We start from the raw sequence: 15436 nt of genomic DNA, 5'->3' as shown, positions 1-15436 counted from the left end.
CCGGTTGATCGCCACGGGTGGATGCTCGATATCCAGTTTCTCATCCACCAGGGTGTACTTCACCGTGCCATCAAACCAGGCATATTCCGGCACCACATTTTCCCCATGACGGAAATCCCCTTTTTCACTCAGATAACTGAGATTTCCCTGCTCGTCGAATTCCTTGATCGGTTGACCATCCTCATCGAGCCGACCCGCTGTAGACCAGTCCCACCAGGTTTTGGTAGCAACACCACCACGAGCAAACGCCGGTATATGGCAAGTCTGACAGGCCAGTTTGTCTACGTGATCATTCAGTTTTGATTTTTCATGGGGAGCATCGCCATGGCAGGATTCACAGCTCGCACGGGTAAAGTCTGTATGCCCCGGCACGTCAATTCCAACCGTGTCACGGGCATTGGTCTGATACCGGCTACCGGTCACCGCATGCCCCCAGGTGGTATGGCAGTCTGAACATCCAAAGTTCAGCCCATCCGGCGACATATGCACATCCAGATATTTAGGGGGGTTGACCAGAGAAGAGTCCAGATCACCGTGTTTGACACCATCACCACCGCCACCATAAAAGTGACAACTGCCGCAGTTTTCCCGGCCACTGGCCCCGACATTCTGGGCAATATGGGCCAGATCCGGCGGCATCACCATTTTTCCACTGCCTTTGGGCCACTCCCGGGGTATAGATGTGGGGTAACCGGCTAACGTCGGGAACTTCCAGTACTCACCCGTGGTGTCGTGACAGACCAGGCAATCCACTGCGTTTTCTGCCTGCGGAGGCGGTTCTTTCATGTCGTTCCAACCATAGCCCACATGGCAGGACGTACAACGCGGCTCATTGGTAATAGCCATACCGCAATAACTGTTGACAACCTTACTCTTACCCAGAACCTGCCCGGTCTCCTTGTGATCATAGAGCCAGGTCCAGTGAGTGGTCTGGCGAATCTGATCGCCCGCTTCGGTATGGCACCTCAGACAGGCAGTCGTGACATCTTCAACATTCTCAAACGGCCCTTTAAGGGGCTTGAACTTGCTGTGATCCGCCGTCGTCGGTCGTTTCTCCAGGGCTTGCGCAGGCACCACCGCCCCCAGCAGCAGTATCATGGCAATGGCTAAAAACCGTACTGAGGAGGACGTCACCCCCTTTACTGCATTACTCATATCACCCACCAAGCATCCGGATGTCCCGAAAGACAGTGTAGACAATTATTCCCGCCGCCACAGAACATTTATCAGCTCCTTGAGTAAAATCAATTTATCCAGCCAACAACTAACCACAGTAACAATGTCACTGAACACGTTGTTTTTCCGCTTCTATACTGGAATCAGAAATAAATCCCAAACAAAGGACATACCTCATGACGAACACCATCAAAGTCTTGACTCTGGCCCTCCTGGTCGCACTCGTTCCTGCACACGCAATGGCGGATAAACAGAAGGAAAATCGTTCCAGCAAGGGCGGAATCGTAGAAGAAGTATTAGTAATTCTGTCCAGCGCCTCCAATCAGACACAAGGCATGGCTATGGTGCTTGCCAACACCATGGCAGAGAAGGGGGCCAAGGTGAACGTATTGTTGTGCGACGAAGCCGGTGACCTGGCCCTCAAAACCTATAAAGGCGACGCCCTGGCACCGCGCAATGTAACGCCCGGCCAGATGTTAAGAGGCCTGCTGAAATCCGGTGGCGTTGCCAACGTTTGTGCTCTGTACCTGCCAAATAGCGAGCATACAAAAGAAGACCTGATCGATGGCGTGGGCGTTGCTATGCCACCGCAAATGGCTAGCCAGATGCTCAACCGGAAGATGCGAATTTACAGCTTCTGAAGCAAGACCGGTCATATCTTGCTGACCCAACGCCAACCACTCACAGGTTGGCGTTTTTCAAACACAAAGATGACATGCTGAGGTTGTCGATGGTGCCAACAGATACTTCCCGTCTGCAGAATTTCCCCGTTTCCTGGTTTGCCATGGTGATGGGTTTGGCCGGCCTGACCCTGGCGTTACACCGGGCCGAAATGGTTTTCGAACTCAATAACACCGCCAGCGTTGTGCTTCTAACGCTGGCTATCGCGGTGTTTATCTCCCTGGCCGCACTCTATTTGCTGAAAATTATCCGCTACCCCCAGCATGTCAGGGCAGAATTGAATCATCCGGTAAAACTTAATTTTGCACCCACGATATCCATCGGTTTGGTGCTGATCAGTATTGCCATGCTGCCGCATCAGAAAAGTGCCTCACTCCTTATCTGGGGAGTCGGTGCCGCTTTGCACCTGTGCTTTACCTTGTATGTGTTGTCTGCCTGGATTCACCACACCCATTTTGAAATTAACCATATGAATCCGGCCTGGTTCATTCCCATTGTCGGCAATATTCTGGTGCCTATCGCCGGAGTTCAGCATGGTTTTGTGGAGCTTTCCTGGTTCTTCTTCAGCATCGGTCTGGTGTTCTGGATAGTGTTACTCGCCATTATCTTCAACCGCATGTTTTTCCATCATCCACTGCCAGGCAAGCTTCTGCCAACGCTCTTCATTTTAATCGCACCACCGGGTATCGGTTTTATCTCATGGATGCAGTTAAACGGAGAACTGGATGCATTCGCCCGCATCCTGTACTACAGCGCACTGTTTCTTACCCTGATGTTGTTCACTCAGGCCTCGAGGTTTCTCAAGCTGCAATTTTTCCTTTCATGGTGGGCTTACTCATTCCCCATGGCAGCAGTCACGCTTGCCACACTGAGCATGTATCAACTACTGGGTAATCCATTCTTTAAATGGCTAGGAGCCATCCTTCTGGTGCTGTTAGTGGTATTGATCACAGGCTTACTGGCAAGAACGGCTGTTGCGGTTGCCCGACGGGAGATCTGTATCGATGAATAACAAGAGACAGGGAGCCCACCAAAGTGGGCTCCCTGTTGCCTATGGGCGATAAATCTTTTCAGGATTAGGCTTGGAAGACCAGGGCAGACCAGAATTCTGCCAGCCATTCTTCAACCGCATTCCCTTTTGAGGTCCCTCTTTCAGGGAGTCACCCTGGAAACCATGGTCCACGTATTTCACATTTGTGAAGCCTCGTTCCAGCAGGTAGTCAGCACTGGGCTTGCCCCGGGCCGAACCAGAACGGCACATGGTGATGATCAGGGAGTTCCGGTCAAGGCCTTTGTTTGCCAAAGCCTCATCAATTTCAGCCACAAAATTTTCATTAAGACTCATGGCAAACACCTGTTTCTCATCATTGAAACGAGTGCGGTCTACCATCTGGAACGGAATATTCTGGTCAACTGAATCCGTGAAGCCGATGAACATAATCTCCACCGGATCACGAACATCAATGAACAGTATTTCATCGCCCCGTTCCTGAACCATATTCTGAGTTTCTTGCGGAGTGAGCGACAAAGCTTCCTCAGCCTGGGCGGCCGCTACCAACCCGAACATGAGTACTGCTGATAACATTAATGTTCTCATAACACCCTCCTCACTTTTTAACGATAATTCACTTAAGAATAACGATATAACCATAATTTTGATAGCACGTTTACCCGAAACATCAGCGGCCATATGCCGCATCATCAAGACAGTTTTCTGCAACAAGCCGTATATTGACGAACGTCAAATTTAGCATCGAGAAACGCCAATTCTCCGTGCACTTCCTAGAGGGTTTGTTACCTTTAAGTGAAGAGGCTATGCCGTCTCATAAGGAGAAAATACTATGACCAAACGCCCTCTGATTACCGCTCTCGCACTCAGCCTTGGTGTAATGGCCGGTTCTGCTGCCGCAGACGAGCTTATGGAGCGCGCCAACGCCATATTTGAACCTGTACCTCAAACCCCCCCGGTCATCGATGGCAACGAGTTAACGCCAGCCAAGGTTACGCTGGGAAAAATGCTGTTTTTTGAACCACGATTGTCGGCCAGCCACCTGATCAGCTGCAACACCTGCCACAATGTGGGCCTCGGCGGTGATGATGAGCTGGCTGTTTCTATTGGTCACGGATGGCAGAAAGGGCCACGCAACGCCCCGACAGTCTTCAATGCTGTGTTCAACGCGGCGCAGTTCTGGGATGGTCGTGCAGAAGATCTTGCAGAGCAAGCCAAGGGGCCTGTACAGGCGGGTGTTGAGATGAGTAGCTCGCCCGACCGTGTCGTGACCACACTAAAAAGTATGCCCGAATACATCGAGCTGTTTGAGGAATCCTTCCCTGGGCAAGATGACCCCGTAACCTTCGACAATATGGCCGTTGCCATTGAAGCCTACGAGGCCACTCTGATCACCCCGGATGCACCTTTCGACAGGTATCTTCGTGGTGATGCCTCCGCGTTGAATGAAACTGAAAAAGAAGGTCTGGCCTTGTTCATGGATCGTGGCTGTACCGCATGCCACAGCGGTGTGAACGTTGGCGGCCAAAGCTACTTCCCGTTCGGTCTGGTAACCCGCCCGGGTGGCGACATCCTGCCAGAGGGCGACAAAGGTCGTTTTGCGGTAACTGAAACCGCCTCTGACGAGTATGTGTTCCGTGCATCTCCCCTCAGAAATATTGAGCTGACCGCACCTTACTTCCATTCCGGCGCAATCTGGAGCCTGGAAGAAGCCGTATCGGTTATGGGCACCTCCCAGCTGGGTACGGAACTGAATGATGATGAGGTGAAATCCATCGTCGCTTTCCTGAAAACCCTGACCGGAGAAATGCCGGAAGTACGCTACCCGCAGCTGCCACCGAGCACATCTAAAACGCCACGGCCTGTGGACATGGTGCTCTGACTACAGCCATCAGCGAGTGACCTTAAAGCGCGCCAATCGGCGCGCTTTTCTTATGTCCGGGGGAAACGTGCAACGACCTTTGTACGGTTGCACCGCCCCTGATAAGAAAGCTATCGTCTGCATTTACCTGACACCGATGAGGGGCCATGAATCCAACAATCGAACGCCTGAAATCCCACCGTTCCATCCGAAAGTTCAAAGATCAACAGATCCCGGAAGAGCTGTTTGAAGAACTGATCCGGGCCGGCCAGAGTGCGGCCACTTCAAATCATGTACAAGCCTATACCATTATCCACGTTGTGAACCCTGAGCGCCGCCAACAACTGGCCCAGCTAGCTGGAGGACAACCCTATGTGGCAAGCGCTTCAGATTTTCTGGTGTTCTGTGCCGACATGAAACGCGCTACAGAAGCTGCCGCACGGGCTGGCGCTGAAACCATTCAGGGCATGACCGAACAATTGCTGGTTGCCAGCATTGATGTCGCTCTGATTGCCCAAAATATAGTCGTTGCCGCCGAATCTGAGGGCCTGGGCATCTGTTATATAGGCGGCATTCGCAATAATCCGCAAGAGGTCAGTGATCTTCTGAAACTGCCGCAACATGTTTACCCCGTGTTCGGTTTGTGTCTGGGCTACCCGGATCAAAACCCGGAAGTAAAGCCTCGTCTTCCCTTGGCTGCTATTCTGAAAGAAGATGTCTACGACGACTCTGACGACGAAGCACTGGTCGCTGAGTTTGACGACACGATGGCTCGCTATTACAAAGAACGTACCGGCGGCAATAAAAATACCAACTGGTCAGAACAGCTGAAGCCACTGTTCACCAGCAAACTGCGCCCACACATGAAAGAGTTCTTGAATAAACGTGGGTTCGGTGTGAAATAAAGGCCTTTCTGACCGCCGGAATAACGCCGGCATACACTGAATATTCTGGCCCAGAGTTTATCCGATGACTGACAACAGCTTTTTCGTTTTCCTCTCACACGGGCTCGAAAGCGGCCCGAACGGAACCAAAGTTCAGGCCATGAAAGCCGTGGCCGAGGAGTTTCCGGGGGTCAGAGCAGAAGCGATCGATCATCGCAACACGAAAGACCCCGAAGAACGTCTTTTGCAAATGCGCAGTGCCATGGAAGCTGCTGGAGCTAAACCAGAACGCACTATTCTGGCGGGTTCCAGCATGGGGGGCTGGGTATGTGCTCAAACCAGCTCACAAATACCCGTTCTGGGCTGTTTTCTGCTGGCCCCGGCATTAGCGTTGCCCAAATACCCACAGTCCAGCCCGGTTATTCGTGCCAGTTACGTACAAATTATTCATGGCTGGAATGACGATGTAGTGCCCATATTACCCGTCCTGAAACTAGCCCGGGAGCAGGCACTGGATACCCTGATTTTATCCGACGGCCATCGGCTTGAGAACAGCGTGGGCAGGGTCGCCCAAGAATTCCGGTACTTCATGGAAGCCTGTCTGAAAAAACAGAATACATTCTGAAATCAAATACTTGTAAAGCACCAAAAAGCGCCGCCCGATTCATTCTAATTTTGGTCAATTTCTTGCGAAACGAGCTTTGATTTGCCAGTCTTTAATAAGGCAACAAGGAATTGACTAAAAAAACGAGCGGAGACCACGTAATGAACAGCACAAACAAATTCCGGAAACTGGTCGGTATTTCAGCATTGGCATTTGCCGGGTTGACGGCTGCTAACGCCGTAAATGCCGCCAACTGGCGCTATGCCCACGAAGAATACGAGGGTGATGTTCAAGACGTATACGCCTACAAATTCAAAGAATACATTGAAGAAAACTCAGACCACACGCTACAGATTTTCCGTTTCGGTGAACTGGGCGAATCTGACGACATCATGGAGCAGACCCAGGCGGGCATCCTGAACTTTGTAAACCAGTCCCCTGGCTTTACTGGCTCCCTGATTCCAGAAGCGCAGATTTTCTTCATCCCCTACCTTCTGCCCACCGATATGAACACGGTAATCACATTCTTCCGTGAATCAGACGCCATCAACGAAGCTTTCCCCAAACTCTATTCCGAGCAAGGCCTGGAACTGCTGAAGATGTACCCCGAAGGGGAAATGGTCGTGACCGTGGACGAGCCGGTCACCTCTCCGGAAGAATTCAAAAACAAAAAGATCCGGGTAATGACTAACCCGCTTCTGTCTGAAACCTATTCTGCGTTCGGCGCAACACCAACCCCGCTACCTTGGGGTGAAGTGTACGGTGCCCTGCAAACCAACATGATTCAAGGTCAGGAAAACCCGATATTCTGGATTGAGTCCGGCGGGTTGTACGAGGTATCTCCAAACCTGGTATTCACCGGCCACGGCTGGTTCACCACCGCCATGATGGCAAACCAGAACTTCTACAACGGTCTGTCGGACGAAGACAAAAAACTGGTACGTGACGCCGCAGATTTTGCCTTCGAAGAAATCATCGTTCACATCGATGGTTTGGCGGATGAAGCACTTAACAAGATCACCTCCAAGAGCGATAAAGTCACTGTAACCCGCCTGACCGAAGAACAGATCGACGTATTCCGGGCCCGTGCGCCTCAGGTTGAAGAGAAGTTTATCGAGATGTCCGGCGACAGCGGCAAGAAGCTTCTTGAGCAGTTCAAGGCTGACCTCGAAGCCGTTAAAGGCGAGTAACCCGAAAAAGACAAAGGGTGGCCCAAGGCCGCCCTTTGTTGTTTAACTCAGATTCAACCCCGCCCCGCTGGGGGACTTTGACTTTGCCGGCCGGGAGCGACCAGTTGTGGAGCACACCCCATGTCTGAACATCCTCAAGAGGCTGTTGAAGACGATACCGGCAGTTACGAGTCCGGTTTGCCTGGCATCCTTGGCATCATTGACGAATGGATTGCCAAAACCGAAGCAGTGATACTCGCCGCCGGCGTTATTCTGATGGCCATTAACACCTGTATGAACGTGATTGGCCGCTTCGTATTTGGAGAAGGTCTGTTCTTCTCCGGCGAAATCAACCGCATCCTCATCATTCTGATTACCTTTGCAGGCATAGGTTATGCGGCCAGACATGGTCGCCACATTCGCATGTCAGCGGTTTACGATGCATTCCCTGCCAGCGGAAGAAAAGTGCTGATGATTGTCATCGCGCTATTCACCTCTGTCGTCATGTTTTTCCTGTGTTATCACTCTTACGGGTACATCGAAACCCTACAGAGCCGGGGCCGGATTCTTCCTGCACTGGGCTTGCCCATCTGGTGGATTTATATCTGGGCTCCTGTTGGCTTTGCCGTTACCGGCACGCAGTACTTCCTCACCGCCGTTAAAAACTTCACCAGTAAAGATGTTTACCTTTCCACTGGTGTTGTTGATGGTTATGCCGATACCGAATCGGAAGTTTAAAGCCGCTTAAATCCCAGAGGTCGAGGACACTATGGCAACTATTATGATGGTCATCATGATCGGGCTGCTGCTTATGGGCTTTCCGATGATGATCCCACTGACCACCGCCGCGGTGGTCGGCTTTGTAATGATGTTCGATGGCTTCGGCCAGATGGGCACATTCATCCAGCAGATGATGGGTGGCATCCGGCCGGCGTCATTGATTGCAGTACCTATGTTCATTCTGGCTGCCGACATCATGACCCGGGGCCAGTCGGCCGACCGGCTGATTAATATGGTCATGTCGTTTATCGGGCATGTTAAAGGCGGCCTGGCAATCAGCACTGCAACCTCCTGCACCCTGTTCGGGGCCGTATCAGGTTCGACTCAGGCAACCGTTGTTGCAGTGGGCTCACCTCTACGCCCCAAAATGCTAAAGGCTGGCTATTCCGATTCTTTTACTCTGGCTTTAATCATCAACGCCAGTGACATTGCCTTCCTGATTCCTCCCAGTATCGGGATGATCATCTACGGTGTTATTTCCGAAACATCTATCGCTGAACTGTTCATTGCTGGCATCGGGCCCGGCCTTCTGATTCTCGTGATGTTTTCGATCTACTGCCTGATTTACGCCTATAAGAACGACGTACCCACCGAAGCAAAAGCCACCTGGAAGCAACGCGCTCTATCGGTACGGGATGCGTCCTGGCCCCTGATGTTCCCCGTCATTATTGTTGGTGGTATCTATGGCGGTATTTTCAGTCCGACAGAAGCTGCAGCAGTCTGTGTACTCTACGCCTTTTTACTGGAATTCATGATTTTCCGTTCTTTGAAACTTAATGATATTTACCGCATTGCCAAATCGACCGGTCTGATTACCGCGGTGGTATTCATTCTGGTGGCTGTTGGCAACGGATTCTCCTGGATCATTTCGTTTGCCCAGATCCCGCAAGCCATTCTGGAATCTGTCGGTGTAAACGATGCAGGCCCGGTGGGCGTATTGATCGCAATTTGTGTCGCATTTTTTATCGCCTGCATGTTTGTCGACCCGATTGTGGTGATTCTGGTGCTTACCCCGATTTTCGCACCGGCTATCCAGGCTACGGGCCTTGATCCTGTTCTGGTGGGGGTGCTGATTACACTGCAGGTTGCCATAGGCTCAGCAACTCCACCCTTTGGCTGTGACATTTTCACAGCCATAGCCATCTTCAAAAGACCGTATCTGGAAGTTATTCGTGGTACACCACCGTTCATCCTCATGTTGGTCGCGGCAGCCGGGCTGATCATCGCCTTCCCACAAATTGCGTTGTTCCTTAGAGATCTGGCTTACCCACAGTAAGCCTGGTTTCCGGCAAATAATCGGAGATTGCTATGTTCAAACGAATTCTGGCTGCCGTTGATGGCTCCAAAACATCGCTAAGGGCGCTGGATAAGGCGATTGAACTACAGAGGCTTATGCCTGACGTGGAGATCTTCATTATCTGCGTCTATAAGCATCACAGTCTGTTTGAGGCGTCCCTGTCGATAGGTCGCCCGGATGATATGGAGATCCCGGACAAAGTGCTGTCTGACTACGCAAAAGAAGTGGTCAACCACGCTAAGGAATTTGCAAAGGAACACGGGGCTACGAATGTTCGCGGTTTCGTAAAGGCCGGCCGGCCCTCAAAAGTCATTGTGAAGTTTGCCCAGGATAAAGAAGCCGACCTGATTGTGGTAGGCACTAAAGGCACCAACAGCGACAAAGATGGCATGTTCCTGGGCAGCGTGTCTCACCGGGTTGCGTCCCAGGCAAAATGCCCGGTGTTAGTGGTCTGACAAGGTAACTTCCCTTTCTAAACTGATCCCGACAGCAAATTTTTAGCGGTCGGGATATCACGGATATCCGCAAGCTGATCAAAATTTTACCGTGCTAAACTGCCCCGCCTTGAGATTAACTCCCATTCACAAATCACAGGCGCGTGTCGATGACTGCAATTGTCGATTTTCTTAACTCGATTCTTTGGGGCTATGTCCTCGTCTACGGCCTGCTCGCTGTAGGTATTTTTTTCACCATCCGCTTGGGTTTTCTGCAGTTCATTCACTTCGGTGAAATGGTACGTGCCATTCGCGGCTCCCGTGAAAGCGATGTTCATGGTATCTCCCCATTTCAGGCTTTATGCACCAGTCTCGCGTCGCGAGTCGGTACTGGCAACCTTGCAGGTGTGGCCGTGGCACTTTACCTGGGGGGCGCTGGCGCTATCTTCTGGATGTGGATGGTCGCCTTGGTGGGCATGGCAACCGGGTACGCTGAAAGCACACTCGCTCAGCTCTACAAGGTTCGAGACGGCAAAGGCCAGTATCGGGGCGGCCCCGCTGTATATATTGCAAAAGGCCTGAACGCACCCTGGGCTGCTGCCATTTTTGCCGTTTGTCTGATTATTTCTTTTGGCCTGGTGTTCAATGCGGTTCAGGCAAACTCCATTGCCGATGCCATGCAGGGCGCTTTTGGCACTCCGAAACTGGGCGTGGGTATCGTGATTGCGGTATGTGCCGGCGTTGTTATCTTCGGTGGACTGAGGAAGATCGTTCGTTTTGCTGAATTCGTCGTGCCGTTTATGGCGGGTGCGTATGTGTTGCTCGCACTGGGCGTTATGGCGATGAACATTACTGAAGTCCCCGGGGTGCTGGCTCTGATCGTGAAAAGCGCCTTTGGTCTTGAAGAGGCCGCTGGTGGCGTCGCTGGCTCGATTACCGCCGCTATGCTTAACGGTATCAAGCGCGGCCTGTTCTCCAACGAGGCAGGCATGGGCTCAGCGCCGAACATTGCCGCCACAGCTACTCCGGCACCTCACCATCCGTCCTCGCAAGGACTTGTTCAGGCTTTTGGCGTATTCATCGATACCATCATTGTGTGCACGGCTACCGCCATCATGATCTTGCTGGCCGGGGTTCTGGAACCAGGTTCAGGCGTCACTGGCACCCAACTGACTCAACAAGCGATGGAAGTGCACCTGGGTGAATTTGGCAGTTATTTCATTGCCATCGCTATTTTGTTCTTCGCATTCACCTCGATTGTGGCGAATTACACCTATGCCGAAAATGCGCTGGTGTACCTGAAAGGCGGCAATACTCTTGGCCTTACCATACTGCGTTTGTCTGCTCTGGGCATGGTGATTTGGGGAGGCTATGAAGCCGTTGTAACGGTGTTTAATGCAGCGGACGCATCCATGGGACTGATGGCAACCATCAACCTGATCGCCATTGTGCTGCTGTCAGGCACGGTCGTAAAACTGACGAAAGATTATCTCGCTCAGCGCAAGGAAGGCCTGGTTCCACAATTCAAATCAAAAAATTACCCAGAACTGCACGAGAAAATCGACAGTAATATCTGGCACTGATCAACACACCCCCGGCAGCCATCTTCTGATCGCCGCCGGGGCATTCCTCCTCTCTACTTATTCACGCCCCCGGTTTTGCCGCAACGTCAGCATTGCTAACAACCCAGAGACGGCCATCAGAAAGAGGGCCACGGCGTTCAGCACCGGCGTAGAACCTTCCCGCAAGCGATTAAACAGCGCCACCGTCAACGGCGTATCACTGCCGGTCAGCATGACGGTAGTGTTGAAATTCTCAAATGACATTAGAAAGGCCATAGCAGCCGCCCCGAAAATGGAGGGCACCAGCCAGGGCAGGGTCACGGTAAACCAGGCCACCAAAGGTGTAGCCCCAAGGTTCAGGGCAGCTTCTTCCAGTTGCGGATCGAACTTTCTAAGCCTTGCTCCGATCACCAGAGTGGCCAACGTGGTGATAAACGTTACCTGCCCCATCACCACCAGCGTCATGCCCGGCCGGAAGATATCCAGCTCGAGCCCCCAAAGCCGGGAGACTTCGTTTGCGGTGCCACTGTAGAACACCAGGATAGACACGCCCAGAATGACCCCGGGAATTACCAGTGGCAACAACATCAGCAAATATAAAAACTCCTTGCCTCGGAACTGTAGCCGCTCAAACAATACCGCATTCACACAACCCAGTGCGACGCTGACTAACGTAACCCAAAAGGCAATTTTAGTACTGACCCAAAGAGCACTAAGCAAACTGTCATCATGGAACAGGCCTGTGCGCCCTTCAGAGCCATCAGCAAAATACCAGTCCAGCGTGAACCCTTCCCAAGGCAGGGACGGAAACGGGGAATCGTTAAAAGCAAAAACTCCCGTAACGAGCAGGGGCAACGCCAGGTAAACAAAAAACGCCAGCAAGTATGCCAGGTAGATGCCATCAAACAATCGAGACCGGGGTACTGAACGTATCATGATTTCACCCCATAACCTTGCGCAAAGACTGGCCGGACAATCTCAGCCCAAGCCACACCATCACCGACGACAACACCAGCAATAATACCCCCAGGGCAGCTCCTTGCTCCCAATTAAACCGGGTAATGAACTGGGTGAAAATCTGTTCGGTAAACCAGGCGCTGTCTTTACCTCCCATCAGTATGGGAGTCAGGTAACTTCCGAGTGTCAGCATGAAGACCACAATGCAACCGGAGACAATACCTGGCATAGCCCAAGGCACCACCACTTCGCGCAGGACTGTGGCGTGACCTCCGCCCAAATCGTAGCCAGCTTCCACCAGATTCTCATCCATGCCATCGAGAGTTGTGACCAATGGCACCACCATGAACAGCAAACCGTTGTAGACCAGCCCGATAATGACTGCCACATCGTTGTAGAGCATCTCGACCGGACCGTCGACCCAACCCAATGCCTGAAGCCATGAGCTGAAAAGGCCACTTTCACGCAACAGAATCATCCAGCCGTAAGTACGTACTAACTCACTGGCCCAAAAAGGAATGAGGCAGGCCAGAAAGAGAAGGCCCTTGGCCCGGCCCCGGGCCATTTTGGCGATGTACCAGGCAATGGGGAAGGCAATCAACAGCGTCAGGAAGGTGGTAAGCAGGGACATGACGCCCGTACGCACGAAGGTTCGCCAGTAGTAGGACTCTGTGAAGAAGTTCTGATATTGCTCCAGCCCCCAGGCCAGCGTATCCCAGCTTTCCCGCACCTGAAACGACACTCTCAGCATCTGTAGGTGTGGCACCAGAACCAGCAACACAATCCACAACACAAATGGCGTTAACAACAACCAGAGTGAAAGGCGACCGGCAGAGGATTTCATGACCTGTCTACCCCGAAGACTCGGGCAAACATCGGATCCCAGGCAAGATTAATCACACTGTCAGCCGTTAATGTTGGTGCTGATCCATCCTGAGGCAACCTGGCATAGATCGGCTGGCCGCTACTTTCTGCTTCTACCCGGCTATTGGCGCCATCAAACAGCGTTGTTCGCACGTTAGCTCTCATAACAGAATAGCCATCACGGTGACTATCGTTCACAAACACCAGCGACTCGGGCCGAATGTACAACTCGGCGCGCGCGCCCTGCTGCAAACCGGCGGAGGCGACACGGCCCCGAACCCGCTCTCCGTCATCCAGACGAATTTCAGCCAGATTATCCATCACCGACACCACTTCGCCGACCAACCGGTTGTTATCACCGACAAAGCCTGCCACAAATGGAGTTGCCGGCTCCCGGTAGAGTTCTTCCGGCGGTGCCACTTGATCAAACCGGCCGTTTTTCATAACGGCCACCTGATCAGACATCACCATGGCTTCAGACTGATCGTGAGTGATATACACAAAGGTGGTGCCAAACTGCTTCTGCAGGTGTTTAAGCTCAACCTTCATCTGCTCCCGCAGTTTGAGATCCAGCGCTCCCAAGGGCTCATCCAGCAGCAAGAGCGTTGGTTTCAATACCAGGCATCGGGCGAGAGCTACCCGTTGGCGCTGGCCACCGGACAACTCCATAGGATTACGGTTCTCTAAACCCGGCAAACCTACCTGTTCCAAAACCGAGGCCGTCAGTTTGCGACGTTCGGCCACTGGCACTTTACGCCGTTTCAGCCCGTAACCAATATTGTCGCCTACCGTCATCGTAGGAAACAAAGCCAGATGCTGAAACACCATGTTCACCGGCCGACGATTGGGCGGCACATCGTTCATGCGCTGCCCACGGATGTAGATGTCTCCTTCATCCGGTTTGTCAAAGCCGGCTAACAGACGCAACAACGTGGTCTTGCCGCAGCCTGAAGGCCCAAGAATGGAGAAGAACGTGCCCGCAGGCACGTCCAGGGAGATATTATTTACCGCCGTATGGGCGCCAAAGCGCCTCACCAGCCCATGACAGGAAAGGTCTGATTCTGTAGCCATATAAATCAGTTCGCTGCTTGAACACGATCCAGCACTTGCCCTTCCATAGCTTCCAGTCCTGGCGGAACAGGTGGGTACCACTTGATGTTGCTGATGGCTTGCTCATCGAAGCTGGCGCGGTAGGCATCACGCAGATCTGCCTTCACAAACTCGTCAGCGCCTCTGGAGGCCGTGAAGTTACCGGAAGCATTAGTGATCTTCGCTGCGATCTCGGGCTGCATTACGAAGTTGATCCATTTGTAGGCCGCATCTTCGTTTTCGCTACGACGAGGAATGGCGAAGGTATCGATCCAGCCTAAAGCACCAGATTCCGGAGCTACAAATTGAATCTCGGGATTCTCGGCATTCAGTTTCCAACCGCCAGCATCCCATGCCATCGCCGCATTAACTTCACCAGTACGAAGCAGGGACAACAGCTGGTCGCCACCGGTCCAATAGGTTTTTACATTGGCCTTGCAATCAATCAACTTGCCTTCGACTTTTGCCATGATCGATTGATATTCGTCACGATCGTTGTAGGCCGCAAACGGGTCCATGCCCATTGCAAAAGCAAACCCCATCAGAGTCGGGCGTTTCAGTCGGTAGCTGACCTTGCCAGACACGGCAGGATCACACAGGTCGGTGTAGTCCTTAACAGTATCCGCCACAGAATTGTGCACAATCAGGCCACTGGTGCCCCATACAGATGGTACACCATAGGACTTTCCGTTCAGGGCTGTTGATTCCTGAGTCGCTTTGACCATAGACGGCTGTAACTGGTCCGTATTGATGCGGCTGTAATCAATCGGTTTGTAGATATTGAACTGGCGCTGGACACCTACAATGCGGTCTTGGCTTGGCTGGGCCAGATCAAAGCCTGCACCACCTGTCGCCCGGAGTTTGGAGATCATGTCTTCGTTGTTCGACAAAGTGATCTGCACATCGATGCCGGTCTCTTTCTCGAATTGGGCAACCACGTCAGCCGGGGCATAACCACCCCAGGTAATTAGCCGGAGTTCTTCCGCCAGCAACTGACTGGAAGCAGATGCCGCCATAAGGGAGGTGCAGAATAATGCCGCTTTCCGTGTTTTGCGTGAATTCATGCTCG

The 15436-nt window shown here is 52.3% G+C and carries 16 protein-coding genes; 10 read left to right on the top strand and 6 right to left on the bottom strand.

The genetic code is table 11. From position 1 onward, the window contains the following. On the bottom strand, window positions 1-1155 hold a 1155-nt coding region (locus ABYA77_RS10760; RefSeq protein WP_372965969.1), incomplete at its 3' end, for a tetrathionate reductase family octaheme c-type cytochrome. Between the two features lie 197 nt (window positions 1156-1352). On the opposite strand from ABYA77_RS10760, the gene ABYA77_RS10755 reads away from it, so the two are divergent. Both ABYA77_RS10755 and ABYA77_RS10750 read left to right on the top strand, forming a co-directional pair. Continuing rightward, window positions 1353-1817, top strand: a complete 465-nt coding sequence (locus ABYA77_RS10755) for a hypothetical protein (protein WP_372965968.1) — start codon at window positions 1353-1355, stop codon at window positions 1815-1817. A gap of 89 nt (window positions 1818-1906) precedes the next feature. Continuing rightward, a complete protein-coding gene (locus ABYA77_RS10750) occupies window positions 1907-2869 on the top strand; it encodes an SLAC1 anion channel family protein (protein WP_372965967.1) in 963 nt (320 codons plus the stop codon). A 39-nt stretch (window positions 2870-2908) separates the two neighbouring features. Here the strand turns inward: ABYA77_RS10750 and ABYA77_RS10745 are convergent, their stop codons facing one another. Further along, the gene (locus ABYA77_RS10745) at window positions 2909-3454 is read right to left on the bottom strand and encodes a rhodanese-like domain-containing protein (protein ID WP_372965966.1); all 546 of its coding nucleotides are present in this window, start codon (window positions 3452-3454) and stop codon (window positions 2909-2911) included. Between the two features lie 244 nt (window positions 3455-3698). Between ABYA77_RS10745 and ABYA77_RS10740 the strand changes: the two genes are divergently transcribed. From ABYA77_RS10740 to ABYA77_RS10705, 8 genes are all read left to right on the top strand, one after another. Further along, a complete protein-coding gene (locus tag ABYA77_RS10740) occupies window positions 3699-4748 on the top strand; it encodes a cytochrome-c peroxidase (RefSeq protein ID WP_372965965.1) in 1050 nt (349 codons plus the stop codon). 146 nt (window positions 4749-4894) lie between these two features. Continuing rightward, a complete protein-coding gene (gene nfsA / locus ABYA77_RS10735; protein ID WP_372965964.1) occupies window positions 4895-5632 on the top strand; it encodes an oxygen-insensitive NADPH nitroreductase in 738 nt (245 codons plus the stop codon). 64 nt (window positions 5633-5696) lie between these two features. Continuing rightward, window positions 5697-6236 carry a YqiA/YcfP family alpha/beta fold hydrolase gene (locus tag ABYA77_RS10730; protein WP_372965963.1) on the top strand — a complete coding sequence of 180 codons (540 nt, stop codon included), beginning with the start codon at window positions 5697-5699 and terminating at the stop codon, window positions 6234-6236. Between the two features lie 140 nt (window positions 6237-6376). Next, window positions 6377-7405 (top strand): TRAP transporter substrate-binding protein DctP, encoded by a 1029-nt coding sequence (gene dctP, locus ABYA77_RS10725; RefSeq protein ID WP_372965962.1) that lies wholly within the window; start codon window positions 6377-6379, stop codon window positions 7403-7405. 120 nt (window positions 7406-7525) lie between these two features. Beyond that, window positions 7526-8122, top strand: a complete 597-nt coding sequence (locus tag ABYA77_RS10720; protein WP_372965961.1) for a TRAP transporter small permease — start codon at window positions 7526-7528, stop codon at window positions 8120-8122. Window positions 8123-8153: 31 nt separating this feature from the next. Then, complete coding sequence (locus ABYA77_RS10715) at window positions 8154-9440, top strand: TRAP transporter large permease (RefSeq protein ID WP_372965960.1); 1287 nt, start codon at window positions 8154-8156, stop codon at window positions 9438-9440. A gap of 32 nt (window positions 9441-9472) precedes the next feature. Further along, a complete protein-coding gene (locus ABYA77_RS10710; protein ID WP_372965959.1) occupies window positions 9473-9916 on the top strand; it encodes a universal stress protein in 444 nt (147 codons plus the stop codon). 149 nt (window positions 9917-10065) lie between these two features. Continuing rightward, window positions 10066-11478, top strand: a complete 1413-nt coding sequence (locus ABYA77_RS10705; RefSeq protein WP_372965958.1) for an alanine/glycine:cation symporter family protein — start codon at window positions 10066-10068, stop codon at window positions 11476-11478. A 57-nt stretch (window positions 11479-11535) separates the two neighbouring features. On the opposite strand, the gene ABYA77_RS10700 is transcribed toward ABYA77_RS10705, so the two are convergent. The 4 genes from ABYA77_RS10700 to ABYA77_RS10685 are packed head-to-tail and all read right to left on the bottom strand — an operon-like array spanning window position 11536 to window position 15431. Then, window positions 11536-12393: an ABC transporter permease gene (locus tag ABYA77_RS10700; protein WP_372965957.1), complete on the bottom strand. Its 858-nt coding sequence runs from the start codon at window positions 12391-12393 to the stop codon at window positions 11536-11538. Window positions 12394-12397: 4 nt separating this feature from the next. Further along, a complete protein-coding gene (locus ABYA77_RS10695; RefSeq protein WP_372965956.1) occupies window positions 12398-13258 on the bottom strand; it encodes an ABC transporter permease in 861 nt (286 codons plus the stop codon). Beyond that, entirely contained in the window at window positions 13255-14349 is a 1095-nt protein-coding gene (locus tag ABYA77_RS10690; protein WP_372965955.1) for an ABC transporter ATP-binding protein, read from the bottom strand. The genes ABYA77_RS10695 and ABYA77_RS10690 overlap by 4 nt, the downstream gene beginning before the upstream one ends. Window positions 14350-14354: 5 nt before the next feature. Beyond that, entirely contained in the window at window positions 14355-15431 is a 1077-nt protein-coding gene (locus tag ABYA77_RS10685) for an extracellular solute-binding protein (protein ID WP_372965954.1), read from the bottom strand. Between the last annotated feature and the right edge of the window lie 5 nt (window positions 15432-15436).

This window comes from Marinobacter sp., from assembly GCF_041595835.1.
GTDB lineage: Bacteria > Pseudomonadota > Gammaproteobacteria > Pseudomonadales > Oleiphilaceae > Marinobacter.
Note: the sequence above shows the minus strand (reverse complement) of the source record. Positions and strands in the feature narration are given on the sequence as shown.